Below are 23,913 nucleotides of genomic sequence, written 5' to 3' on the forward strand. Positions count from 1 at the left end.
GACTTACGCCCCCACCATTTCATACAAGTCTCCCGCTAAAGATCCTCCCCCGGAGGGGGAGGGGGACCATGCGCAGCATGGTGGAGGGGTAATCTCCACGGGCGACATGGCATGCGGCACCTACCCCTCCCCCTCCGGGAAGGCGCTAAGCAGCCTTGCGCGTCACTTCCCGAAAGGAAGCGGCAACCTACCCCCGCACCCCAAACCAGATCACATGCCGCGGGCCCTTGCCGTTCTGCCGCGCCTTCACCGCAACCTCATCGACATCGAACCCTGCGTCGCGCATCCGCTTGGCAAAGCGCGCATCCGGCGCCGCCGACCACACCGCCAGCACGCCGCCGGGCTTCAGCGCCGCCTTGGCCACCTTCAGCCCAGTCATCGAATACAGCCCGTCATTGCCCGGACGCGTCAGCCCGTCCGGGCCATTGTCCACGTCGAGCAGGATCGCGTCATACACCCCCTGCGCGCGCCCGATCGCCCGCGCCACGTCGATCAGCTCGACATTGGTGCGCGGATCGTCCAGCCCGCCCGCGGTCAGTTCCGCCATGGGCCCGCGCGCCCAGTCGATGATCTTGGGCACCAGCTCGGCCACGCTCACAACGGCGTCCGGTCCCAGCAGCGACAACGCTTTCCGGAGCGTGAAGCCCATCCCATATCCGCCGATCAGGATATGCGGGTCCTTCACCCCCAGCCGCGCGATCGTCATCTCGGCCAGCGCTTCTTCCGATCCGCTCATCCGGCTGTTCATCAGCTCGTTGCGTTCCAGCACGATCATGAAGTCGCCGCCCCGCCGGAACAGCCGCAGCGGTTCGCCCCCGGGCACCTCGGCAGTGTCTAGCAATTCGCGCGGTACCATCCGAAAACCTCATAACCTGGGGACCAAATCCCCCTACAGGAAGCTGATCCGCGCGCCACGCGCTTTCCCCAGCATCAGCTCGGTCGCGGCCCAGACCAGCGCATCGGCACGATCCGGCGAGCGCCCCGGCCCTTCATAGCCGCCGCCCATCTGCATCCCGCACAATTCGTCCTCCAGCTCGGGAAACGCCCCGACATGAAAGATCCGCCCCGCCTCGTATTTCAGCTGCACCGGCTCGGCCCGCGCCGCCTTCCCGTCCTGGGCATGGGCCTTGCGCACCGCCAGCCCCGCGTCGGCACTGTGCAGCACGCTCAACACCATGTCGCCGCCTTGGTTGGCCTCGGCCACCACGCAGTCCGCCCCGTGCCGCGCCACGCACGCCGCCACCGCCCGCGCCCAGCCCTCGGGCCGCAGCCCCGAAACGCTCGCATCCTCCAGCACATAGCCGCAGCCATCGCGCCCCAGCCCCATCGCCACGATCCCGCACGCGTCGCCGGTCGCGCTCGCCGGCGGGTCGACGCCCACCACCACCCGCACCAGCTCGGGCGCCCGCCTGGCGCGGCACCGCTCGATCAGGTCGCGCGTCCACAGCGCACCCTCGACATCCTCGATCAGCTCGCCGTCCAGCTCCTGCCGCCCTAGCCGCGTGCCGGCATAATCCGCCTCCACGCCCGCCAGGAACGCGTCGGCCAGATGCGCGCGGTTGCCCCGCGTGCGCCCATAGGTTTTCCGAACCTTGTCCTGCGCCACCAGCCGCCGCACCAGCTTGATCGGCCGCGGCGTGGTGGTCGCGATCACCTTCGCGTCCCCCATGCGCAGCGTCATCATCAGATTGTCCCACGCCTCGTCGGCATGCGCCCATTTCCCGATCTCGTCGGCCCAGGCGATGTGATGCTGGGGCCCGCGCAACCGCTCCGGTTCGCTGGCGGCATAGACATAGGCCTGCGCCCCGCCCGGCCAGGTCAGCACCCCCAGCGAAGGCTCCCATTTCGGCCGCAGCCGCCAATGCGCGATCGCCAGCAGCCCGCTTGGCCCCTCCACCATCACCCGGCGCACGTCGCTGTCGGTCGCCCCCACCAGCGCGATCTGGATGCCGGGATGCCGCTCGGCCGCCGCGCGCACCCATTCCGCCCCCATCCGCGTCTTGCCGAAGCCGCGCCCCGCCATCACCAGCCAGGTTCGCCAATCCCCCTCCGGCTCGGCCTGGTCGGGCCGTCGCCAATAGGGCCAAAGATGCTCCAGCCGCTCGGTCGCCCCCTCGGGCAGCTTGAGGATCTTCTCACGCTGTTCGGGCTTGTCGAACAGCCGCTCGATCCTGGACCAGCGCGGGTCAATCTTCTCGGGCTGCATCGTCGTCCGCCTTCAGCCGCCGCTCCATTTCCAACAGCTTCTTTTCCAGCCGCTCGCGCGCGCTCTGCTCCTCGCGCAGGATCCCGATCCCGTCGGCCTCCGCCTTGGCGCGCCGGTTGCGCACCGTCTGGCGATGCTGCCCCAGCAGCGCCAGCATGCCGCGCTCGCTCAGCTTCTCCAGCCGGCTGGTGTCCACGCCCTCGGGCGCCTCACTGCCCAGCCCGACAATCGAGCGCTCCAAGAGCAGCATCTCCACTGTCTCATACGCATCGCAGATCGCCTGCTCCCAAGCATCGGCGAAGCCGGGATCGCGCTTGCGCAGCTGATAGGCGCCCTGAAAACACAACCCCACCACCGCCGCGGACGCGCTGACATTCGCAGTCTGCGCCAGCTCCGCGAGGAACGCCGCACGCTTGGCCTGCGTCCACCCACGTGCATCCGCCCGCAACTGCGCACCCCCGCCACTACGCGGACCGGCGACCTGCTCCCCCATCACCCTCTCCCCAAAGCAAAAGGGCCGCAGCACCCCCGGTGCTCCGACCCTCGATCGAGCCACTCGGCCCGACTCGCAATTCTTCAGCGTTCCTGTTATGTACCAGTCGAGCGTGACGATGTCAAGAACTTTTAACCGATCTGGTTAGGCGCGGGGTGAGAGAATCGTTCACGCGAAGGCGCGAAGGCGCAAAGAAGAAGGGGTTCGCGCAGAGGCGCAGAGGCGCAGAGCGACTAGGCCCGCGGCATCGTTCGGGAGACCCAAAACCGATCAGCAAGCAGCACGCGCAAGATGATCCCTGCCGCTAACGCGGCAACCACCCCCTCTGCGCCTCCGCGCCTCTGCGCGAACCACTCTCTTCTTCTAAAAATCTTCGCGAGCTTCGCGCCTTCGCGTGAACCAACCCTGCTCACCTCCGCAAGCAGCAAACCAAAACGCTCAAGCCTGCTCGGAAGCTTCCAGCATAGGCCCCAGCAACGCCATCACCCGCGCGCCCTTGAGCGGCTTTTCCACCCGCGGCGCCCCCGCGAACCGCTCCGGCAGCGCCCATTCGTCATAGCCTGTGGCAAAGGCGAACGGCACGCCCCGCTTCGCCAGCACGTCCGCCACCGGAAACACCATCTCCCCGCGCAGGTTGATGTCCAGCACCGCCGCGTCGATCTCCGCCTCGCGCGCGATCAGCGCCTGCGCATCGTCCACGCTTGGCACCGGCCCCAGCACCTGCGCACCCGCCTCGGTCAACGCGTCGCGCAGGTCGTCGGCCAGCAGATACTCGTCCTCCACCACCAAAATCCGCATTCCGTCGAGCGCTCGTTCAACCATGCGTCATTCTCCACTCGCTCTCGTCGGGAACGGTTACTTCGATCGTGCAATGCACGCCATCGGCTTCGAAGGCATAGCTGGTCCGCGCGCCCAATTGATAGGGTAGCGCGCGTTCGATCAGCTCGCGGCCATAGCCGCCGCCGCGCGGGCGCGATCCCGGCGCCGGCATGTCCGCCACGCCGCTCTCGCGCCAATCCACCCACAGCCGGCGTCCATCGGCTTCCTCGCGCACGTCCCATTGCACCAGCAATCGCCCGTCTGGGCATGACAGCGCGCCATATTTAACCGCGTTGGTCGCCAGCTCGTGCAGCGCCAGCGCCAGCGTCTGGACGATGGTGGAGCGCAGCGGCACGCCCGGCGGTCCGATGATGGTGACCTGTTCGGCCTTGCCGTCGCCGTCCAGGTCGACATGCGCCGACAATTCCTCGCGCAGCAGCGCGTCGAACGCCACCCGCGTCCCCAGGTCGCGGCGCGACAACAGCCCCTGCACGCGGGCCAGCGCCTGCAGCCGATCGTCGATGCAGCGGCGGAAATCGTCCAGCGTCTCGCTGCCCTTGAGCGTGCGCATCGTCACGGCCTGCACCACTGCCATCAGGTTGCGGGTGCGGTGCTGCAATTCGGTGACCAGCACGTCCTGCTGCTCGCTCAGCTGGACCATGTCGTCGACATCGATGGAGGTGCCCAGCCATTCCTGCGCCCGACCATCGGCCCCGCGCACGGGCAGCGCGCGCGTGCGGAAATGGCGATAGCGCCCGTCCTCCTGGTGAAACAGCCGCGCTTCCAGCTCGAACCTGCCGGTCAGCGTGGCGCGCGCCCATGCCGCCAGCGCGTCCCCGCGATCATCGGGGTGGAACATCTCCACCCAGCCCAGGTCCAGGCTGTCGCGCTCGCTTTGGCCGGTATAGGCGGTCCATCGCCGGCTGCACCAGGTCCAGTGCCCGCCGCTGCGGGACCGCCATGCCAGCGGCGACATCCCCTCCACCAGCGTGCGGAAGCGCAGTTCGCTCTGCTGCAACGCCTCCAACGCCTCGCGCTGGGCATGGATATCGGTCCCCGCCACGTACCAGTTGACGATGCGCCCATCGATGTTGCGCGTGGGTTCGGCCCGCACCAGGAACCAGTGGTAATTGCCTGCGGCACCGCGGAGGCGGAATTCCTGCTGAAACGTGCTGCAATCGGCTACCGCGCGCACCCATTCGGCACGCGCGACGTCGCGGTCGTCGGGATGCACCGCGTCCAGCCAGCCCCAACCCAGCGGCTCCTCGTCCAGCTGCCCCGAATAGCGGCTCCAGCGTTCGTTGAACCAGGTCGCCCGCCCATGCGCGTCGGTACGCCACAACAGGTCCGGGACCAAGTCGGCGATGGTGCGGAACGAAGCCTCGGTGGTGCGCAGCACTTCGTTGGTCTGGTTCAGCCGTCGAGTCCGCTCCTCCACCCGCGCGTCGAGCAGGCGGTTGGTTTCGTGCAGGCTGGCATTGGCGGCTTCCAGTTCCTCGGTAAGGACCTGCAATTCCTCCAGCGCCACGCGCAACTCTTCCTCGACCTCACTCTGTTTCGCCTGGGGGCGCAGCACCGCCGCACTGGCCTCTCCTTCATCGGCCTGTGGCTGGGCTGTATCGGTCAGGGCATGGGCAGTGCGCAACTCGCTGGACAACATCGCGGCGCGGTGCAGCAACCGCTCGCGCTCCTGCGCCAACCGCGCATTCTCTTCCAGCGCGGATTCCAACGCGGTGCGAAGCTGCTCGTTCTCATCGAGCAACCGGTGCGATGCGTGGTTGTCTGCGGACTGAGCCATAGGTTTCTCGATTGTTTCGAGGAATGTAACGCACGTTGAAAGGAATCGTCGCCGATTTATTTCAATAGGTCTGCACCTAAGCCGTGGGCATTCGTTGCTGCTCAGGGAAGGTGCACCGAATGGCGACAAAAGACATCATTGTTGTTGGATCATCCGCTGGCGGCGTCGACGCGCTGCAACGGCTTTGCGCCGCGCTACCTGCCGATCTCCCCGCCGCCATATTCATCGCGCAGCACATCTCGCCCTCGGCGCGCAGCGTCCTCCCCCAGCTTTTGAACAAGGTCAGCCCGCTCAAGGTGCTCTCGCCCGTGGACGAACAGGAGATCGAACCCGGGCACATCTATGTCGGCGCGCCCGATCACCACATCCTGATCCGCCCCGGCCGCGTGCTGATGCGGCGCGGCCCGTATGAGAACCGCACCCGCCCGGCGGTGAACGCGCTGTTCCGCTCGGCCGCCGTCCATTACGGCTCGCGGGTAATTGGGGTGGTGCTGACCGGCCTGCTCGACGACGGGACCGAGGGGCTGATCGCGATCAAGGCCGCGGGCGGCATGTCGGTCGTTCAGCATCCCGAAGACGCCGAATGGCCCTCCATGCCGCGCAACGCCCTGAAGCGCGATCATGTCGACCATGCCCTGCCGCTGGGGGATTTGCCGCCGCTGCTCGCCCGCCTGGTCACGCAAGAGGCCGGGCCTTCCATCCCGCTGCCCAAGGAATTTGCTACCGAAGACAGCATCGCCGCACAGGAGTTCGCCGTGGCAGAACCCGATATCATCACCCCTGGCCAGGCAAGCCGCATCTCCTGCCCCGATTGCGGCGGCGTGTTGAACGAGATCAAGGTGCAGGACGAGCTGCGCTTCCGCTGTCAGGTCGGCCACGCCTACACCCCCCTGGGGCTGGCGGCGGCGCAGAATGACGAGCTGGAACGCGCGCTGGGGATCGCCGTGCGCACCCACCGCGACCGCATCCGCTTGTTCGCGCAAATGAGCGAAAACGCCCATCTGCGCGGCCTCGGCCACGCAGAAAAGCGCTGGGAAAATGCGTCGGAGGAATCAGAACATCTGATCGCCGTGCTGGAAGAAGCAATGGCCAGCCTGCGCAAGACCGGCCCCGAAGCCGAGGCCGAAGGCTAAGCCCCCGGCCGTCCCCCGGCGGAAATCCCGCTTCATGCCCGCGGAAAGAATCCCCCCTCGGCCTGCCAGAAATCCCCGTCACCCCGGCCTCGAGCCGGGGTCCCGCTTCTTCTTCTACCGATTGAGCCCAGCGGCATCGGGACGCCCGACCAAGCCATGACGGCTCCGCGCTTCTTCTACCGGGCCAAGGCAGCGGGACCCCGGCTCAAGGCCGGGGTGACAAAAGAACGGAGGCCTACCGCCGCACGAACGGCAGCACATTGCTTGGGCGATCCTCGCCGCGCTCGTCCTCGCCATCCTCCGTCGGGACTGCTTCAGCGCTCCCGCCGGCATCCTCGCGCCCGCGCCGGATCGCCGCCTGCGTCTCCGCCAGCCGCACCTTCAGTCGCGCCGTACGCTGCGCGACGGACTCCAGTATCTTCTTGCTGTCCGTCATACGCGCCGGCCTTCGAGTCGCATTTTCCGATTGCGCTCAAATAGATAGGTCTCGGTTAACGGCGCGTTAGGACCCCGTTCGCCTGCCGTTCAGCCATCCAGCTCGGCGGGTGCATCGGGGTCATCCAGGTCGCGCACGCTCAGGACCAGCATCGGCTGCAATCCGTCCGCGAGTGTCTGGACGCGCACCATGCCGCGGAACGTGCGCGCTTCGGCGGTGCGCAACGCGCATTCGAACGCCACGTGCCGCTCGGCCCCGCTCAGCAGCGGCGCCAGCGCGTCGTGCACCTGCGCCGCGTCCATGTCCTCGATCATGTCGGGCAGCGTCATGCGGCTCAGATGGTCCAGCGCAAAGCCCAGCCGCCCCTGGCCGCTCTCGTTGGTCATCACGAAGCGCAGCGTGTTGCGGTCGATCAGGTAGATCTCGTTGCGATCGCTGCTGATCACTTCGCCCAGATGCTGGGCATATTCCTCGCGCACCTGTTCGTCGGTCACGTCCTGGAACACCAGCACCAACCCTTGCGCGCCGCCCGCATCGTCCAGCAGGCTGGACGCCCGCACCCGGCACACGATCCGCCGCCCGCGCCGGTCCAGCCCTTCCACCACCGTCTCGGCCTGTTCCTCGCCGCCATATTGCACGCTGGTCAGCGTATCGCGCAGCGCCTGCACCGGCAGGCCGATATCCAGCGCCTCGAAGCTGGTGCCCGCCACTTCCTCGGCGCGCAGCCCCCAGGCATTCTCGCTCCACCGGTTCCAGCTCAGGATGCGCCGCTTCTCGTCCATCACCACCACGCCGCCGTTCATCGCGCGCAGCACTGATTCCAGGTACAGCCGATAGTTCGACGCCTGCTCCGCCTGGATGCGCAGCTCCTCGTTGACTGACTCCATCTCCTCGTAGGACGATCGCGCCTCTTCGTTCAGCGTTTCCAGTTCCTCGTTGGTCGACTGGAGTTCCTCGTTGGTGGTTTCCAACTCCTCGTTGGTCGACTGCAACTCCTCGTTGGTGGTCTCCAGTTCCTCGTTCGCCGACTGCAGTTCCTCGATGGAGGTTTCCAGGCTCTGATGCGCCGATTCCAGTTCGCGCTGCAGGTTGAACAGCCGGGTCTGGTCGTGGAACGCCAGCAGCACCGCGTGCACGCTGCCATCCATCCGCTGGAGCGGGCGGATGTCCACGCTCAGCCGCAGCACCTCGCTCTGGCTGAAGCGGTATTCCTGGTCCTCCAGCCGCACCCGATTGCGCTGGCGGAACGCTTCCTCGATCGGCCCGCGCAGCTCGATCGGGCGGTACGAGATCGGCAGGTCCTGGAACGGCCGCCCGATATCGGCCTCGCCCACGCCCAGCAGGTGACGTGCCGGCGTATTGGCCAACACCACCGCCCCACTCTCGTCGACCGCCAGCAGCGCAGTGCCGCTGTCGTTGATCACCGCTTCCAGCAGCCGCGGATCGGCGCCCGAAGGCTCCATGCGCGGCCGGCTGCTGGTGAAGCTCCCGCTCATCGGCCGCCGCCATTCCTGCGGCACCTTGGCAAAGATGCGGTGCTTGGTCTCGATCGACCGGAACAGCGCCGATCGCGCCAGCTGCGTCTCGGCCTTGCCCAGGAACAGATAGCCATCGGGCTTCATCGCGTAGTGCAGCCGCGGCAGCACCACATTCTGGGTCTCTGACTCCAGATAGATCAACAGGTTGCGGCAGGTGAGCAGGTCGATGCGCGAGATCGGCGCGTCATGCACCACATTGTGCCGGCCAAAGATCACGCATTTGCGCAGCTCGCGCGAAAACACATAATGGTTCTTGGTCCGCTCGAAATACTTTTCGAGCAATTCGGGCGGCACGTTCTCCACCTCGCGCGGGCCATAGATCGCCTGGCGCGCGGTCTTGAGCGCTTCTTCGTCCAGATCGGTCGCATAGATCTTCACCCGGTTGCAGAATTCCGCGGCGCCCAGTGCCTCGGCCAGCAGCATGGCGATCGAGAACGGCTCCTCGCCCGATGCGCAGCCCACGCTCCACACCCGGATGCCGCGCTCGTCGGCCTTTTCCAGGATGCCCGGGATCACCTGTTCGCGCAGCACGTCCCATGCGTCGGAATCGCGGAAAAACGATGTGACGTTGATCAGCACCGTGTTGAGCAGTTCCTCGAATTCGCTCGGCTGCACTTCCAGCTGCGCGCGGTACGCTGCGAAATCCTCAGCGCCCGTAGCTTCCATGCGCAGCGTGATCCGCCGGCGCAGGCTGGTGCGCTTATAGCCCCGGAAATCCACCCCGCGGCTTTCCTGGATGTAGGACAGCAGCGATTCAAACTGCGGATCGGGGGCGGTTTTCTCGGCCATGGGGGAACAGTCTCGGGGAAAACGGGGCGGATTGCCTGGGATTGCGGCGCGCTAGGCCAGGGGGACTCCTACCGAAATTGCGCGTGCGTAGAAATAGATGGGTTAACTTCGTCGCTTTTCTTCGGCACGCTCCCGGCTCCGGAACGTTGTGACTGCTGCGCTCCTACCCAGAACGGCCGTCTGCATGACCCAGGACATTGGCGACGCTTCCGCCTCCGCCCCGCTTTCGGCGGATGCACAGCTCCAGGCGGAGCTCGCCACGGCGAAGCGCGCCCTGGCGGCTGCCGCCGACCGGGCACAGGCGGACCACACCCGCGAACAGCTTTTGCGCGCCGAATTGCAGCACCGGGTGCGCAACATGCTCGCCATCATCCGCTCGATCTTCGCGCGCACGGTCGCGGTGAGCGACGATCTTGAGGAGGCCGCCAATCATTTCAACGGCCGTCTCGACGTCCTCTCCCGCTATCAGGTCCCACGCGGGTCGGATCCGCGCGGACTGCTCGACTTCGAAAACATGGTGCATGACGAACTGCAAAGCGTGCAGGCGTCGCACGATCCGCGCGTGACGTGCGAGGGCGCCGAGATCCGCGTCCCCGGCGACATCGCCCAGCTGCTCGGCCTCGCGATCCACGAACTCGCCACCAATTCGATCAAGTTCGGCACCCTCTCGCTTCCGCCCGACCGCGGAACGCTGGCGATCCGTTGGGGCGTGAAGGACGGCAACTTCTGCTTTTCGTGGGAAGAACGCGGCATGGCCGTGCTCGGCGCCGCACCGCTGCGCCAGGGGTTTGGCCGCGAGTTCATCGAACAGGCGCTTCCCTATCAGATCGGCGCCGAAACCGCGTTCCGGATCCTGCCCGGCACGGTTTCATGCGACATCCACGTCCCGCTCTGGGATACTGATGCCCCCGACTCGGAGAACCAAGTTGGCAGGTAAGGCGTTGCACGGGTTATGAATATCGCTCTCAAGCCGCACTCTTCCTTGTTCGCCGCGGCGATCACGCGGTTGTCGAACCTCGCGCCGCTGTCCGACGCCGATCACGCCGCGCTGCGCGATGCCGAGCTTGAGCGCCGCCGTTTCGCTGCCCATCGTGAGATCCAGGGCGAAGGCAAGCCGGCCGGCACGCCCTTGCTGGTCCTTTCGGGCTGGGCCGCGCGCGTGCGCACCTTCTCCGACGGCCGCCGCCAGCTCCTTGGCCTGGTGCTTCCCGGCGACCTGATCGGCAGCTGGCACCATGGTGACGCGCCCGCCCCTACCTCGGTGATGGCGGTCAGCGAAGTCACATTGGTGCCTGCCCCCGCCGCAGCACCCGGCACCGGCCTTGCCCGCGCCTATGCCGCCGCCGCCGCGCTGGAGTCCGCGCAGCTATACCGCCAGATCGCCCGCCTCGGCCGGCTGAGCGCCTATGAACGCCTCGCCGACTGGCTGCTCGAAATGCGCGAACGCCTCGCCGCCGCCGGTCTCGCCAGCGGCAACAGCTTCCCCATGCCGCTCACGCAGGAAGTGCTCGCCGACACGCTCGGCCTCACCAGCGTCCACATCAACCGCACCCTGCAATCGATGCGCCGCGACGGCGTGCTGGACCTGCGCAGCGGCACCGTGCGCCTCGCCGATCCCGAGCAACTCGCCGCCCTGGTGGACTACCGCACCCGCTGAGCCCCCAAGGGCTAGGATGTATCGACATCAGCGTTCCCCTCCCTGAAAGGGAGGGGTTAGGGGCGGGTGTGGAAAAGGGCGGGCTCGATGCCCGGCCTTTTCCCTTCTTCAAAGCGGTGCCGGCTCGCTGCGCTCGCACCAGCATCTGAACCGGCATGGGCCTAGGCCGCCCGCCGCAGCGCCTCTTCCACCTGGTGCACCAGCGCCCGCCGGGCCTCCACCGGCGCCGCTTCCAGCGCGTCCTCCAGCTCGGCGGCGCGCTCGCCCAATTGCATCTGGCGGAACATCCCCGCCGATCCGGCCAGCTTGTGGAGCAGCGCGCGCAGCTCCTCGATCTCCACATCGCCAAAGCTGCTCGCCGCGCTGATCCGCTCGGCGCATGCCAGCAGCTCGGCCTTGCGCGCCTCGTACCGCGCCTGAAGCTTGGGATCGATCGCCAGCTTGGCCGCCACCGGCACTGCCGGGGTCGCTCCCGCCGCCACCGGCGTCCACTGCGCGATCGCCTGCGCCAGTTGCGACAGCTGCACCGGCTTGGCCAGATGCGCCTGCATCCCCGCGTCCAGGCACGCGGCAATGTCGTCGGCATAGGCGTTGGCGGTCAGCGCCAGGATCGGCAGCGTCTCGCCCGCGCGGCGCAGCGCCCGCGTCGCCTCCACGCCGTCCATCACCGGCATCTGCATGTCCATCAGCACCAGGTCGAACGCGTCACCGGCATTCGCCGCGCCGCACACCGCGCGCACCGCCTGCGCCCCGTCCTCCACCGTCGTCACCTTGTGGCCCAGCTGCGCCAGCATCGCCTGCATCAGCGCCTGGTTGACGTCATGATCCTCGGCCAGCAGCACGTGCAGCGGCCGCGCCGCCGCACCCTCCGCCGCTACCGGCTGCGCCGCATCGCCCGGCCCTGCGGCCGCCACCAGCGGCAGGTGCAGCGTAAAGCTTGTGCCACGCCCCAGCTCGCTCTCGACGCGCAGTGTGCCGCCCATCAGCTCGGACAGCTGCCGGCTGATCGCCAGGCCCAGCCCGGTGCCGCCAAAGCGCTGGGCCGTGGAGTTCTCCGCCTGCACGAACTGTTCGAAGATCGCCGCCAGCCGCTCGGGCGCGATGCCGACCCCGGTGTCCGTCACCCGGATCTCCAGCGTGTCGTGATCGACACCCTCCACGCCCGCGGCATGGCGCGCGCGCAGCGTCACGCCGCCGGTCTGGGTGAACTTCACGGCGTTGCCCAACAGGTTCAGCACGATCTGGCGCAGCCGCAATCCGTCGATCTGCACAAAGGGGGGCAGCTCGGGCGCGATGTCGAAGCACAGTTCCAGCTTCTTCTGCTCGGCCGCCGGGCGGATCAGCTTGAAGCAATTGTGCAGCGCGTGGCGCACATCCACGCGCTCGGGGGCGATCTGCATCTGCCCCGCCTCGATCTTGGACAGGTCCAGGATGTCGTTCAGCAGCCGCATCATCGCCTTGCCCGAATCCACGATCAGCTGGACGTGGCGCTGCTGTTCGGGGCGCAGATCGTCGTGGAGCAGCAGGTCGGCAAAGCCCAGCACCCCGTTCATCGGCGTGCGGATCTCGTGGCTCATATTGGCCAGGAAGCTCGACTTGGCACTCGCCGCCGCTTCGGCCCGCACCCGCGCGGCCTCCAGCTCCAGCTCCATCCGCTTGCGCTCGGTCACGTCGCGCAGCGACGCCAGTATCTCCATCGGCTGCCCGGCCTCGTCGCGCACCAGCCCGCTATGCGCCTCGATCCAGATCTCGCCGCCTTCGCCGTTCAGCTTCTGCGCGCGATAAGTGAGGACCCCGCGCTCGATCTCGCCCGACGCCAGCAGATGGTGGAACTCGATCAGCTCGGCGCGATCCTCGACATGCGCACCGGTGCCCACGCCCATCGGCAGCCCGATCAGCGCCTCGCACGGCGCGCCCAGCACCTGCGCGCTGGACGGCGAGGCATAGGTGCACAGTCCCGCCAGGTCGACGCGCAGCACCGCGTCGGTCGCGTTCTCCGCCAGCATCGCCAGCTGCGCTTCCACCACTTCGCGCCGCGCAATGTCGTTTTGCAGCCGCGCATTGGCCGCGGCCAGCGCGTCCACCCGCTCGCGCCGTTCCCGCGCGATTACCAGCGCCAGCACCAGCACCAGCAGCCCGCTCAGGGCGAACGCGACCTGCACCGGTTCCTGGTAATCGGTGGACCGCTTCTGCCGCTTGGCCAGCAGCGCCTGCTCGCTCCCCTCCGCAGCCTCGATCAGCGCCACCCACTGCTCCAGCCGCTTGCGGCTCAGGTCGGATCGGATCAGCGCCACGGCCTCGGCGTCGCGCCCTGCCGCCTTCAGCGCAATCGTCTGGCGGGTCTCGTCCAACCGCTCGCGCAGCAGCTTCTCGACCTTGACCAGACGCGCCTGCTGCGCCGGATTGTCGGCAACCATCGCTTCCAGCGCCTGAAGCTCGCGCAGCATCCTTCCTGCGACCGCTTCCGCCTGGACCCGGCTTTGCGGGTCACCGGTCAACAGATAGCCGCGCCGCAGCACTTCGACCCGCAGCGCCAGAATACGCACGCGTGACAGCTCGTGCCGCACTTCGGATGTGTGCCGCACCCAGGTGTCGGCCTGATATTTCTGCACCGCCAGCCACAGGCCCGAGCCTGCGCAGAACAACAGCATCAGCAACCCGTTGATCAACAGGATCAGCGTGCGCCGCTTGGACAATTCTTTCACCCGGCCCCTCGCCGTCACTCTACCTTTAGGCCTTATAGCGGGTTAACCCTGCCGCGCTGCGGGTTTGCGCCGGGCCGATGCATCTAAATCCACGGATGAAGCGTCGTCGTCCCTGCGCAAACCGCGTATAATGCGGCAAAGCGCGGGTAACGCGTAACAAGAACAAAAACGGGTCTGCAGAACGAATGGCACGCATCATCATCGCCGATGACGACGAAATCGTGGGGGAAGTCGCGCGCGACGCGCTAATTGCCGCCGGCCACGGGGCGGGCCTCGTCACCGATGGCGCGCAGGCGCTTGCCGTGATCAAGGCGCGCCGGCCCGATCTGGTAATCCTGGATTGCAACATGCCCGGGCTCTCTGGCGTGCTGCTGGTGCAGGAATTACGTAAAATCAACGAGTTGGCCGATCTGCCGGTGATGATGCTCACCGCCCGCCGCTCCCCCCGCGACGAAGAACTCGCCCGCTTCGCCGGCGCCAATGAATATATGAAAAAGCCCTTCGATCCCGACGAACTCGTTTTCCGCGTCGACCAGATGCTGGCCAAAAACTGACATGGCCCGCATCATCTATGTCGAAGACGACACCATCGTGGGCGACGCCGTCCAGAAAATCCTGACCCAAGCCGGCCACCTCGTCGGCGTGATCGCCCACGGCACGCTCGGCTACGACACCATCGCCTTCAAGAAACCCGACCTGGTGATCCTCGACCGCAAGCTCCCGGGCATGCAGGGCCTGGAGATCCTCCGCGCCCTGCGCCAACTCCCCCAGCTCTACCTCACCCCCGTGCTGATGCTCAGCGCCACCGGCGGCGAGGACGCGATCGACGAAGCCATGGGCGCAGGCGCCAACGATTACCTGGTGAAACCCTTCACCCCCGAAGAACTGGTCGACCGAGTAGCCGGCGTCCTGCGCCAGAACAGCTTCCGCAAGGCCGAATGATCTCCACGTCAGAGCTCGGTTCTACACCCTCTGGCGATTCGTCTCTCTGCTTGATAACAAAAGCAGGATGATGCGGGAGTAATGACCATGCGAGTCGAGAAACTTCGTGCTTTTATCTACTTTGCAGGACTTGCGCTCGCCTTGCCTGCGGCGGCGCAGGAGCGGTCGGGCAATGCCGACACGCAGCAGGTCCTGGTGGAGGGCCGCAAGAACCTGAAGAAGGACATCCGAGACTTTGTCGGGGCGGTTACCGCCCAACCTCACACGCGACAGCTCAGCCGCTTCGAACAGGGCGTGTGCCCGGCGGTGGTGGGGCTTCCGCAAGGAGCGCAGGAAAAGGTCGTCGCCCGCCTTCGTCGCGTGGCCAAGGCGGCGGACATGCTGGTGGCCGACGCCGATTGCCGTCCCAATGTCATGGTGATCGTTACGACGGACAAGGTCGCCTTCATGCGGGCGGTTCTTGAGGAATATCCAAGCTTCTTCTGGGGCATGACCAAGCTGCAGGCGCGAAAGCTCATCGAGACGCCAGGTCCAGTCGCCGCCTGGCAGGTTCCAGGCATCACCATGAGTGCGGACGGTTCGCTGATCCCACTGGATGGCAACCCCTCTGTGACGTATGGCTCCACCGGCATTGCGACCCGGACCACGACTTACGCCTCGCGGATAAAGCCCGCCACGCGCAGCGAATTTCTCGCCTCGATCGTGGTGGTCGAAGGCGACGCCATCGACGGACGCACCACAACACAGCTGGCGGATTATGCGGCGATGCGCGCCTTCGCCGCGACCGATCCGTCGCGCCTCATCGCCGCGGCCACTGTGCCGACGATCCTCACCTTGCTCGATCCGGCCTCGACCAGCGCGACTCTGTCCCGCTGGGATCTCGGCATCCTGCGCGGGCTCTACCGCGAAAAGAACGACGCCCAATGGGCTGGTGCACAGCGCGACGACATGAGCCGCGAAGTCGCGCGTCAGGTCGAACAAGCCGCGAAGCACTGATCCCGCCGCGATTGCGTTGTGCACCCGGCATCAGGCGCAGCGATCGTCTCAGATCGGCGTGCTCACCGCCTGGTGCCGACCACCGGGGCTCCATTCTTCGTCCCCGGCCTTGAGCCAGAATCCGCTGCCTTCGAAACGCCGGAAGAAGCGGGAACCCGGCTCAAGGCCGGGATGGCAACAGCGCGTCCAGATGCTCGCGCCTAGGAGGCGGAAGCCAGCCCCGCCACCGCTGCACGCCATGCCGCCGCCTCATCCTCGCGCCGCGCATGCATCACCGGCACCTCGGCACGCCCCGCCGCGACATCCACCTGGACGCTGGCGTCGTACAGGAAGGTGGCATTGCCCGAGATCGTCACGACCCGGTCAGCGCTTGCCCGTCCGCGCACCAGCCCACCCTTGTTGAACACCCGCACTTGCGCATCGAACGGCACGCGCCCGGTCAGCCCGGCCGCCAGCACCGACGCCGCCATCGCGCTGCCGCAGCTGTTGGTGAGCCCCACGCCCCGCTCGAACGTCCGCACGAACAGGTCCGCGTCTCTGCGCACTTCCACGAACGACACGTTCGCCCGCGCCGGGATCAGCGCCGGCGCGCCCTCGCACCAGCTACCCAGCGACACCAGTTCTTCCTCGTCCACTGCGTCGACAAAGGTCACCAGATGCGGGTTGGGCATCGCCACGGCCGTGAACGCCCGCGCGCTCGGCAGTCCGGGCACCACCGCCTCGATGACCTGTTCCGCCTCGATGCGCAGCCCCACATCGGCAGCGGCGACCGAATTGGGTCCCACCACCGTTCGCACCGTTGCCACGCCGGGCGCCAGCTCGGCATCGCGCGCGACCTGCGCCACGCTGGTCTTCAGCCGCACCGTGGCCTGCTCCAGCCCCAGCACCTCGAACCCCAGCCGAGCGGTGCAGCGCAGCCCGTTAAGGCACGTCTCGGCCTCCGAGCCATCGGAATTGAACATCCGCATCCCGAACGCACAGTCTTCATCGCCGGTCGTGAGCAGCAGCAACCCGTCGCCCCCGACCGGCCCGTCGCGATCCGCCAACGCCCGCGCCACGCCCGCCCATCCGGCATCACTTAGCGACAGCGCGCGCGCGTCGATCAGCGGGAAGTCGTTGCCCGATCCATGGCACTTGATGAAGGAGAACTGCATGCGAGCGATGTAAGCGGCCCCTCCGCAATTGGCCACCAATTCCCTTGCTGATTACCACCCCGTCATCCCGGCCTTGAGCCGGGATCCCGCTTCTTCTTCTACCGGGGAAAAAGCGGACGCGAGACTAGGCCGCCAATCTCGGCCCACCCAGCGCCGCCACCAGCGCCGCATCCCTGGCGACGATCTCCGCAAAGCTCGGCCGCGCCAGTATCCGCTTCAGCCACGCCGCCGTGCGCGGATACCGGTCCTCGCACGCCGCCACCCCGATGCACCCCAGCGTCGCCAGCGGACTGGCCACCGCAATGTCGGCCAGTGTCAGCCCGCCGCCCACCAGATACCCGTCCTCTGGCACCACCCCCTCCAGATAGTCGAACAAGGGCGGCAGCAATTCCTGCTCCGCCCGATCCGCCGCCTGCGCATCCCCCGGCTGCTTCAGCACCCGCGGCCGCACGAAGCGCTCGCCAAAGATCGCGCTGCCCGCGGTCATCATCAGCGTGTCGGCAAACTCGTCAAACCAGATCGTGCGCGCCCGATCCTCGGGCGATGCCGGGATCAGCGCCGGTTGCGGGAACTTGGCTTCCAGATAGGTGACGATCGCGGTGGAGTCCGAAATCCGAAAGTCGCCGTCCTGAAACCCCGGCATCTTCCCGAACGGACTGGCCGCTGCGAAATCCTCCCCGCCGCGGCCCATCCCCGCCGGTTTTAACTCCAGCGTCAGCCCCTTTTCCGCGCCGAACACCATTACCTTGCGCACATAGGGCGACAGCGTCGAACCAAATACGATCATCAGGCATTCCTCTCGCAAGCATGACCGACGCGACGCCCCCATCGAGCCGGCCTCTACGCCATGCCCCGCGACAGGGGCATTCCGCTGTGCCACAAGCCGTTAAGTGAACGCGCTCACGCTCCTCATCGCCCTTGGGGCCCTCGCGGCCGTTATTTCGATCCTGCGAAGGCTTCGGAATGTGGAACAGGACTTGGCCCGCGTCGAGTCCCGCCTTGCCGAGATCGAAAGCCGCGGCCTCGCGCCCATCGCCGCGCCAGAGCCGGCCGCCGCCCGCGCCGCGCTGGCCGCCCGCATCGCTGAGGATGATGCGCGCGCGCTGGCGTCGCAAACGCCCCCGCCGCCCGCCCCGGACCCCTCGCCCAAGCCCGCACCTCTACCCGCCGCAGAGCCACGCCCCAGCCTCGAATCGCTGATCGGCGGCCGCTTGCCAATCTGGATCGGCGGCGCCGCGCTGGTGCTCGCTGGCTTCTTCCTGGTGCGCTATTCGATCGAAAGCGGCCTGCTCGGCCCCGGCACCCGCACCGTGCTGGCGGCGCTGTTCGGCCTGATCCTGATCGCCGCCAGCGAAGCCGTGCGCGGCTTTTCGGCAACTAGAGATGACCCCCGCGTTGCCCAGGCGCTGGCCGGCGCCGGCATCGCCAGCCTCTACGGCACGCTCTACATGGCCGCCGCGCTCTACCAACTGCTCAGCCCGCTAACCGCCTTCGTGCTGGTGGTGGTCGTCACCGGCGGCGCCATGGCGCTCGCACTCCGCCACGGTCCACCCACCGCCGCGATGGCGCTGGTCGGCGGCTTCGTCGCGCCGCTCCTCGCCGGGTTCGACGCCGCCGGCATCGGCCCGCTGCTCGTCTATCTCGCCTTGTTCATCGCCGCGCTGTTCGGCCTCGCCATCCGCCGCGGCTGGGGCTGGCTGGCGCTCGCCGCCGCCGTTGCCGGCTTTGGCTGGATCAACTTCCTCATCGCCGCGCTCGTGGACCGGCCTGAGGAACTCTCGGCGGTCGGCGCCTTCACCATGCTGCTCGCCGCCTGCGCCAGCGTCGCGCTGCCCGCCACCGGCACCCGCAACCCGTGGCTGCGCCTCGCCCCGCTGGTCGCCGGCTTCATCCAGCTGGTGGCGCTCGCCCCCTCGCTCGAATTCGGCGCGCTTGCCTGGAGCTTCTATCTCGTCCTCGCCGCCGCTGCAATTTTCCTCTCCTGGCGCGAACCGCTCTACCTGCCCGGCGCACTCGCCGCGCTCGGCTTCCTGCTCGTCCTCGAAGCCCTCGCGCTGGTCCAGCCCGAACGCAGCGCGACCCCGGTCGCGGCCATCGTCGCCACGCTGCTCTTCGCACTGCCCGGCCATTACCTCGCCACCCGCGACGCGCGCTGGGCCGGGCTTGCGCTGGGCGGCACCGCCGGCCCGCTGCTCATCGCCCACGCCGCCGCGCCCTCGCTGCTTGCAGCCCCCGCCTGGGGCGTGCTCGAACTCCTCGCCGCCGCTGCCTGCGCCTCGCTCGCCTGGCGCCGCCGCACGGCAGCAAACGACCCGGTGCTGGCGCTCGCCAGCCTCACCACTGCGCTGCTCGGCGTGCTCGGCCTCGCCCAGTTCCTGCCTGACGCGTGGCTGTCCCTCCCGCTCGCGCTGGCGATCCTCGGCCTCGCCGCCTGGGCCCGCAAAGCCGAAGCGCCCAGCCTGTTCAAACTCCCCGCCCTGCCCTTCGTCGCAGCGCTAATCGCCGCCGGGCTGCCGCTGCTCGCGCTCACCGAACTCGTCGCAGCCTCAGTGATGGGCGATCGCCTGCCCTATCTGCGGCTGCCGCAAGCTGACCTGTTGCTGCGCACCCTCGCGCTGCCCACCGCCGCGCTGGTCGGCAGCCTGCTCGACCCGCGCATGCTGGGCAAAGCCCGCCGCCCGGTCGGCAGCATCGCGATCGTAGTCGCCGTGCTGCTCCTCTACGCGCTCGCCAAACAGCCGCTCGCCATCGCCACGCTCGAGCAATTCACCGCCGCCGGCTTCCTCGAACGCGCGCTGCTGACGCAAGCATGCCTAGCCGCTGGCTGGCTGCTGCTGCGCAAGAACCAGTTCCCCAGCTTGGGCGGCGTGCTGCTTACGCTCGGCCTCGCCCGGTTCGTGTGGTTCGACCTGTTGCTGCTGTCACCGGTGTTCGTGCCGCAGCAAGTGGGCGGCATCCCGCTGCTCAACGCCGCCGTGCTCCACGCCGCGGCGGTCGCCGCCTGGCTGTGGACGCTCGCGCCAACCCGCCCGATCCGCATCGGTGCCGCGCTCGCAACCCTGGTCGCGCTGCTCGCCGCAGTGCGCCAGGTCGCGCATGGCAGCCTGATGACCGGCCCGGTCTCGACCGCGGAGAATGGCGGCTATTCGGCCGTGCTGCTCGGCACGGCTCTATTCTGGCTGTGGCGCGGCATCACCACCGGCGCGCGCGACCTTCGCATCGCCGGCCTTGCCTTGCTGACTGCCGTCACCTTCAAGGTCTTCCTGGTCGACGCCGCCGCGTTGGACGGCGTGCTACGCATCCTGTCGTTCCTGGCGCTCGGCATTGCGCTGATCGGCATCGGCTGGGCGTATAACCGGTTCCTTGGCACGCATACGAAAACGGCGGCGCCGGAATCCGACACCGCCGTTTCGCAATCGGCTTGAGGATCGCTTAGAAGCTCGTCCAATCATCGGCGCCCGATGGCGTGATCGATACCGGCAGCGGCTTTACCGGCGACACATAGCCGGCGCTCGCCTTGGGTGCGATCGGCTTGAAAGACCTGGGCCCGCTCGCGGCGCCACCGGTTTCGAACTTCGCCGCCTGTTCGGCCAGCTGCGACACTTCGCTCGACAGGTTGCGCGCGGCCGCCGAAGTCTGCTCCACCATCGCTGCATTCTGCTGCGTCGACTGGTCCATGGTGCCGATCGCCACGCTGATCTGCGTGATGGCGGTCGACTGCGCCTGGTTGTCCGCGGCCATCTGCCCCAGCAGGCTATGCACCTCGGCCACATCGCCCGAGATGTTGGCGAGCGCGCCGTCCACCTTCTGGACCATCTCCACGGCCGACACGATGTCGGTCTGCGTCGCGGTCAGCTGGTCGCGCGCGCGTGCCGCTTCCTCTTCGGAACGCATCGCCAGCGCCGACACCAGATCGGCCACCACGGCAAAGCCGCGCCCCGCCTCGCCGGCACGCCCTGCTTCCACTGCCGCGTTCATCGCCAGCACGCGCGTCTGGAACGCAATCTTGTCCAGACCCTCGATCACGCTGTCGATGCCCTTGGCGCCCTCAGCCACCCGCGCCATTGCCTGCACCGCTTCGTCGGTAACGGTGCGGCCGCCGGCCACCGTCGAGATGGCGCCATCGGCGCGCGTCACCGTGCGATTTGCCGCTTCGGCGGTGGCGCGCAGGCGCCCGTCCATCTGCGTCACCGCGGCGGAGGTTTCCTCCAGGCTGGCGGCATTGGCCTCGGTACGCCGCGCCAGGTCTTCCGAAGCCTGGGCGATCTCGCCCGAGCCCGTCCGGATCGCCGCCGCACTCTCGCTCACCGACCCGATCAGCTCGCGCAGGCTCTCCAGCGCCGCGTTGAAATTCGTCTTCACCGATTCATAGCTCGGCGAGAAGCTCTCGGTGATGTTCGCGCGCAGGTCACCGCTCGCCAGCTTGCCCAGATTGGTTTCTAGCGCGGTTACGACCAGCTGCTGCTCCGCATCGGCCTGTGCCTTTGCGACATCGGCCTTCTGCTTTTCGATCGCCGCGTCCCGGAACACCAGCACCGCCTTGGCCATGCCGCCCAGCTCATCGCCACGCTCGGTGCCGTTCACGCGCACGCTGTTGTCGCCGCTCGCCAGCGCCTTCATCACGTCGGTCAGCTTGGAGATGGGTGCCGCCACGGTGCGCGAGAGCAGCCAGGCAAAGGCAAGTGCCAATCCGACCGCCAGCACGCCGCCGATCCAGATCGCCAGCCGCGCCGAAGCCGCTGCCGCGGCCTCGGCCGTCACCTTGTCCATGGCGCGCTGCTCCTGGACGTCTGCCAGCTCCTTCAGGGTCGAGCGGATGTCGCCCAGCATCTTCACGCCGGACTTCTGCTGCGCCTGCATGCGCGTTGCCGGGTTCGCCGCCAGCCCGACGATCTCGTCCAGCTTACCGCGCAGCGTGCGGACATGCGCCGCCAGCTCGTCGGCCCGTGCCTGCTGCTCACCCGACGTCGAGACCGTCTTGAACGCGCGCACCGTGTCGAAGAACTTGTCGCCGCTCTCGCGATAGGTCTTCAGGAACTCTTCCTTGCCCAGGATGGCATAACCGCGCGCGGCGTTCTGCTGCTCCAGCACCTGGCTCATCATCGTCTCGCTCAATCGCAACGCGCGTAGCGAGCGTTCCTTGTCCTGCCCCGCGCCGGTCAGGCTCGACAGGTTCAGGAACACCAGCGACCCCACGACAGCGAAGACCACGATGATCGCGGCGAACGATCCCGCCAGCTTACGGGATATCGACATATTGTTCAGCAAACCCACGCACTCCTTGCCCGAGCGGGGCTCCGCCCCGTCCACCTTTTCCCGCTCGAACCCTTCCGATCCGCGCAGAACATCTTCCATTGTAGAAAGAAGAAGGACCGCTAAGCGCGCGGGCGGAATCCTTTCGTAAGCAGGCGCTCCGTACTTCTACCTAAGGAAAGCGGCCGTTCCGCCGAGGCAGCTTGGCAAGTCGTTGATCTTGGCTGGACGATCCGGTTTTCGCCCCTTATCAGCCCGCGCTTTCCCGCGCGCTTCGCGCCGCGGTTTCGCATCGGCCTCTTACGGGTTTCCGGCCGGCGCGCTTCCTTTCGAGCCCGCATCAGGAGCAATCCCATGGCGTGGCTCATCCTCGGCGTCGCCGTCGTTACCGAAATCATCTGGGCGCTCAGCCTGAAATGGGCCGCCATGCACAGCAGCTGGGCGGCATCGGCCGTGCCCATCGCCTTGAGCTTCGTGAACATGGGCCTGCTCGCGCTCGCCATGAAGGGCCTGCCCGCCGGCACCGCCTATGCGGTATGGACGGGTCTGGGCGCGGTCGGCGTGACGATCTTTGGCACGATGCTGTTTGGCGAAAAGCTGAACGGCTTCCAGATCGGCTTCATCGCGCTGATCATCATCGGCGTGGTCGGCACCAAGCTGTTCGCCGAGGCCTGAGCCCGCTTCGTCGAGCATCCAGTTCCCCGGCGAAGGCCGGGGCCCAGCTGCCACGCTGCCGAGAGGGCGCGATCCCGACTCGGGGGACGCCGAAGCTGGGCCCCGGCCTCCGCCGGGGAACAGCCAAGTGGGTAATGCGGGAAGAACCCGCACATACCACCCTCGTCATCCTGGCCTTGAGCCGGGATCCCGCTTCTTCTTCTACCGGTCCAAGGCAGCGGGACCCCGGCTCAAGGCCGGGGTGACGAAAAGAGGTAGCGATACGATTGGCGTGCTCGGGCAGGGCCAAGGTCACCACCAACAGCGCGCCCACTCCTTCCGCACGCCGCGTCGACCCCGCTCAACTCGGCGTCGGCGCATCCTCCGGGATCAGCCCTTCGGCGTGCAATTCGTCCCACACCGCCGCCGGCACCGTTTCCGCCATCAACCGCGCATTCTCGCGCACTTTTTCGGCCCGCTTTGCGCCCGGGATGATCGCCGCCACCACCGGGTGTGCCGCGCAGAATTGCAGCGCCGCCGCGCGAATGTCGGCGCCGTGCCGCTCACACACCGCCGCGATTGCGTTACGCTTCTCGACCATTTCCGACGGTGCATCGGCATATTCGAACGTCCGCCCGCCCGCGAGCAGCCCCGAATTATACGGTCCGCCCACCACCACATGCACGCCGCGCTCCGCACACATCGGGAACAGTTGCTCCAGCGCCGGTTGGTTCAGCAGGCTGTAGCGCCCAGCCAGCAGGAACACGTCCGGATCGGCTTCCTCCAGCGCCCGCACGCACGGCTCGGTCCGGTTCACGCCCAGCCCCCAGCCCTTGATCACGCCCTGTTCGCGCAATTCGCTCAGCGCGCGGAAGGCACCCTCGCGCGCCACTTCGAACGCCTCCACCCACGCCGCGCCCAGATGATCCTCGGCCAGGTCATGCACGAACGCCACGTCGATGCTCGCCAGCCCCAGCCGCTGCAGGCTGTCCTCCACGGAGCGCATCACTCGGTCATAGGAGTAATCGACCTCGACGCGGAACGGCAGCCCGTCCTTGAAGGGCGGGTTCTCCGGCCGGCTCGCATCGGGCGCCAGCAACCGCCCGACCTTGGTCGAGAGCACGAAGTCCTCGCGGGGATAAGCGCGCAGCACATTGCCGAAGCGATGCTCGGACAATCCGCTGCCATAATGCGGCGCGGTGTCGAAATACCGCACGCCGCAATCCCAAGCCGCCGCCAGCGCCGCTTCGGCACTCGCATCGTCCACCGCCTCGAACATGTTGCCCAGCGGCGCGCCGCCAAACCCCAGCGGCCCCGGGGGTGCATAATGCGTCATGTTC

Annotated in this window: 20 protein-coding genes; 8 read left to right on the top strand and 12 right to left on the bottom strand. The window is 67.5% G+C overall.

All coding sequences use genetic code 11. The features are described 5' to 3' along the window. Positions 1-187: 187 nt before the first annotated feature. The 5 genes from LQ953_RS04865 to LQ953_RS04885 all read right to left on the bottom strand — a co-directional run bounded on the left by LQ953_RS04865 (position 188) and on the right by LQ953_RS04885 (position 5,316). Positions 188-856: a spermidine synthase gene (locus tag LQ953_RS04865; RefSeq protein ID WP_231029560.1), complete on the bottom strand. Its 669-nt coding sequence runs from the start codon at positions 854-856 to the stop codon at positions 188-190. A 33-nt stretch (positions 857-889) separates the two neighbouring features. Then, the gene (locus LQ953_RS04870; protein WP_231029561.1) at positions 890-2,206 is read right to left on the bottom strand and encodes a DNA-packaging protein; all 1,317 of its coding nucleotides are present in this window, start codon (positions 2,204-2,206) and stop codon (positions 890-892) included. Beyond that, positions 2,187-2,699, bottom strand: coding sequence for a hypothetical protein (locus LQ953_RS04875; protein WP_231029562.1), 513 nt, complete (start codon positions 2,697-2,699; stop codon positions 2,187-2,189). Before LQ953_RS04875 ends, LQ953_RS04870 begins: the two co-directional genes overlap by 20 nt. 438 nt (positions 2,700-3,137) lie before the next feature. Further along, the gene (locus LQ953_RS04880) at positions 3,138-3,521 is read right to left on the bottom strand and encodes a response regulator (protein ID WP_231029563.1); all 384 of its coding nucleotides are present in this window, start codon (positions 3,519-3,521) and stop codon (positions 3,138-3,140) included. Further along, positions 3,514-5,316 (bottom strand): sensor histidine kinase, encoded by a 1,803-nt coding sequence (locus LQ953_RS04885; RefSeq protein WP_231029564.1) that lies wholly within the window; start codon positions 5,314-5,316, stop codon positions 3,514-3,516. Before LQ953_RS04885 ends, LQ953_RS04880 begins: the two co-directional genes overlap by 8 nt. A 119-nt stretch (positions 5,317-5,435) precedes the next feature. On the opposite strand from LQ953_RS04885, the gene LQ953_RS04890 reads away from it, so the two are divergent. Next, positions 5,436-6,449 carry a chemotaxis protein CheB gene (locus LQ953_RS04890; RefSeq protein WP_231029565.1) on the top strand — a complete coding sequence of 338 codons (1,014 nt, stop codon included), beginning with the start codon at positions 5,436-5,438 and terminating at the stop codon, positions 6,447-6,449. A 235-nt stretch (positions 6,450-6,684) separates the two neighbouring features. On the opposite strand, the gene LQ953_RS04895 is transcribed toward LQ953_RS04890, so the two are convergent. Next, positions 6,685-6,885: a hypothetical protein gene (locus LQ953_RS04895; RefSeq protein ID WP_231029566.1), complete on the bottom strand. Its 201-nt coding sequence runs from the start codon at positions 6,883-6,885 to the stop codon at positions 6,685-6,687. Positions 6,886-6,974: 89 nt separating this feature from the next. Beyond that, the gene (locus LQ953_RS04900; RefSeq protein WP_231029567.1) at positions 6,975-9,212 is read right to left on the bottom strand and encodes a CheR family methyltransferase; all 2,238 of its coding nucleotides are present in this window, start codon (positions 9,210-9,212) and stop codon (positions 6,975-6,977) included. Between the two features lie 184 nt (positions 9,213-9,396). Between LQ953_RS04900 and LQ953_RS04905 the strand changes: the two genes are divergently transcribed. Together LQ953_RS04905 and LQ953_RS04910 are read left to right on the top strand one after the other, a co-directional pair. After that, positions 9,397-10,149: a sensor histidine kinase gene (locus LQ953_RS04905; RefSeq protein ID WP_231029568.1), complete on the top strand. Its 753-nt coding sequence runs from the start codon at positions 9,397-9,399 to the stop codon at positions 10,147-10,149. Positions 10,150-10,164: 15 nt separating this feature from the next. Further along, entirely contained in the window at positions 10,165-10,869 is a 705-nt protein-coding gene (locus LQ953_RS04910; RefSeq protein ID WP_231029569.1) for a Crp/Fnr family transcriptional regulator, read from the top strand. A 161-nt stretch (positions 10,870-11,030) separates the two neighbouring features. Here LQ953_RS04910 and LQ953_RS04920 read toward each other — a convergent pair whose 3' ends face one another. After that, a complete protein-coding gene (locus LQ953_RS04920) occupies positions 11,031-13,574 on the bottom strand; it encodes an ATP-binding protein (protein WP_330999378.1) in 2,544 nt (847 codons plus the stop codon). A 185-nt stretch (positions 13,575-13,759) separates the two neighbouring features. On the opposite strand from LQ953_RS04920, the gene LQ953_RS04925 reads away from it, so the two are divergent. The 3 genes from LQ953_RS04925 to LQ953_RS04935 all read left to right on the top strand — a co-directional run bounded on the left by LQ953_RS04925 (position 13,760) and on the right by LQ953_RS04935 (position 15,512). Further along, positions 13,760-14,128, top strand: a complete 369-nt coding sequence (locus tag LQ953_RS04925) for a response regulator (RefSeq protein ID WP_231029570.1) — start codon at positions 13,760-13,762, stop codon at positions 14,126-14,128. 1 nt (position 14,129) lies between these two features. Then, complete coding sequence (locus LQ953_RS04930; protein WP_231029571.1) at positions 14,130-14,516, top strand: response regulator transcription factor; 387 nt, start codon at positions 14,130-14,132, stop codon at positions 14,514-14,516. Between the two features lie 81 nt (positions 14,517-14,597). Next, positions 14,598-15,512, top strand: coding sequence for a hypothetical protein (locus LQ953_RS04935; protein ID WP_231029572.1), 915 nt, complete (start codon positions 14,598-14,600; stop codon positions 15,510-15,512). Positions 15,513-15,712: 200 nt separating this feature from the next. Here LQ953_RS04935 and dapF read toward each other — a convergent pair whose 3' ends face one another. Further along, positions 15,713-16,666 carry a diaminopimelate epimerase gene (gene dapF / locus LQ953_RS04940; protein WP_231029573.1) on the bottom strand — a complete coding sequence of 318 codons (954 nt, stop codon included), beginning with the start codon at positions 16,664-16,666 and terminating at the stop codon, positions 15,713-15,715. A gap of 124 nt (positions 16,667-16,790) precedes the next feature. After that, the gene (locus tag LQ953_RS04945) at positions 16,791-17,453 is read right to left on the bottom strand and encodes a glutathione S-transferase family protein (RefSeq protein WP_231029574.1); all 663 of its coding nucleotides are present in this window, start codon (positions 17,451-17,453) and stop codon (positions 16,791-16,793) included. 178 nt (positions 17,454-17,631) lie between these two features. On the opposite strand from LQ953_RS04945, the gene LQ953_RS04950 reads away from it, so the two are divergent. Then, positions 17,632-20,091: a DUF2339 domain-containing protein gene (locus LQ953_RS04950; protein WP_231029575.1), complete on the top strand. Its 2,460-nt coding sequence runs from the start codon at positions 17,632-17,634 to the stop codon at positions 20,089-20,091. Positions 20,092-20,098: 7 nt separating this feature from the next. Here LQ953_RS04950 and LQ953_RS04955 read toward each other — a convergent pair whose 3' ends face one another. Further along, positions 20,099-21,940: a methyl-accepting chemotaxis protein gene (locus LQ953_RS04955; protein WP_231029576.1), complete on the bottom strand. Its 1,842-nt coding sequence runs from the start codon at positions 21,938-21,940 to the stop codon at positions 20,099-20,101. A 333-nt stretch (positions 21,941-22,273) separates the two neighbouring features. Here LQ953_RS04955 and LQ953_RS04960 point away from each other — a divergent pair, with 333 nt between their 5' ends. Next, positions 22,274-22,594 (top strand): DMT family transporter, encoded by a 321-nt coding sequence (locus LQ953_RS04960; protein WP_231029577.1) that lies wholly within the window; start codon positions 22,274-22,276, stop codon positions 22,592-22,594. 340 nt (positions 22,595-22,934) lie between these two features. Here the strand turns inward: LQ953_RS04960 and LQ953_RS04965 are convergent, their stop codons facing one another. Beyond that, a complete protein-coding gene (locus LQ953_RS04965; RefSeq protein WP_231029578.1) occupies positions 22,935-23,909 on the bottom strand; it encodes an aldo/keto reductase in 975 nt (324 codons plus the stop codon). Positions 23,910-23,913 lie beyond the last annotated feature (4 nt).

It is taken from the genome of Sphingomonas sp. IC-56 (assembly GCF_021043375.1).
GTDB lineage: Bacteria > Pseudomonadota > Alphaproteobacteria > Sphingomonadales > Sphingomonadaceae > Sphingomonas.

What these genes read in the sequence shown, in the direction of transcription:
- LQ953_RS04895 (WP_231029566.1), bottom strand. Translation starts at nt 6,885, where the DNA reads ATGACGGACAGCAAGAAGATACTGGAGTCCGTCGCGCAGCGTACGGCG.
- LQ953_RS04905 (WP_231029568.1), top strand. Translation starts at nt 9,397, where the DNA reads ATGACCCAGGACATTGGCGACGCTTCCGCCTCCGCCCCGCTTTCGGCG.
- LQ953_RS04900 (WP_231029567.1), bottom strand. Translation starts at nt 9,212, where the DNA reads ATGGCCGAGAAAACCGCCCCCGATCCGCAGTTTGAATCGCTGCTGTCC.
- LQ953_RS04960 (WP_231029577.1), top strand. Translation starts at nt 22,274, where the DNA reads ATGGCGTGGCTCATCCTCGGCGTCGCCGTCGTTACCGAAATCATCTGG.
- LQ953_RS04875 (WP_231029562.1), bottom strand. Translation starts at nt 2,699, where the DNA reads ATGGGGGAGCAGGTCGCCGGTCCGCGTAGTGGCGGGGGTGCGCAGTTG.
- LQ953_RS04885 (WP_231029564.1), bottom strand. Translation starts at nt 5,316, where the DNA reads ATGGCTCAGTCCGCAGACAACCACGCATCGCACCGGTTGCTCGATGAG.
- LQ953_RS04880 (WP_231029563.1), bottom strand. Translation starts at nt 3,521, where the DNA reads ATGGTTGAACGAGCGCTCGACGGAATGCGGATTTTGGTGGTGGAGGAC.
- LQ953_RS04870 (WP_231029561.1), bottom strand. Translation starts at nt 2,206, where the DNA reads ATGCAGCCCGAGAAGATTGACCCGCGCTGGTCCAGGATCGAGCGGCTG.
- LQ953_RS04930 (WP_231029571.1), top strand. Translation starts at nt 14,130, where the DNA reads ATGGCCCGCATCATCTATGTCGAAGACGACACCATCGTGGGCGACGCC.
- LQ953_RS04965 (WP_231029578.1), bottom strand. Translation starts at nt 23,909, where the DNA reads ATGACGCATTATGCACCCCCGGGGCCGCTGGGGTTTGGCGGCGCGCCG.
- LQ953_RS04865 (WP_231029560.1), bottom strand. Translation starts at nt 856, where the DNA reads ATGGTACCGCGCGAATTGCTAGACACTGCCGAGGTGCCCGGGGGCGAA.
- LQ953_RS04925 (WP_231029570.1), top strand. Translation starts at nt 13,760, where the DNA reads ATGGCACGCATCATCATCGCCGATGACGACGAAATCGTGGGGGAAGTC.
- LQ953_RS04890 (WP_231029565.1), top strand. Translation starts at nt 5,436, where the DNA reads ATGGCGACAAAAGACATCATTGTTGTTGGATCATCCGCTGGCGGCGTC.
- LQ953_RS04935 (WP_231029572.1), top strand. Translation starts at nt 14,598, where the DNA reads ATGACCATGCGAGTCGAGAAACTTCGTGCTTTTATCTACTTTGCAGGA.
- dapF (WP_231029573.1), bottom strand. Translation starts at nt 16,666, where the DNA reads ATGCAGTTCTCCTTCATCAAGTGCCATGGATCGGGCAACGACTTCCCG.
- LQ953_RS04910 (WP_231029569.1), top strand. Translation starts at nt 10,165, where the DNA reads ATGAATATCGCTCTCAAGCCGCACTCTTCCTTGTTCGCCGCGGCGATC.
- LQ953_RS04945 (WP_231029574.1), bottom strand. Translation starts at nt 17,453, where the DNA reads ATGATCGTATTTGGTTCGACGCTGTCGCCCTATGTGCGCAAGGTAATG.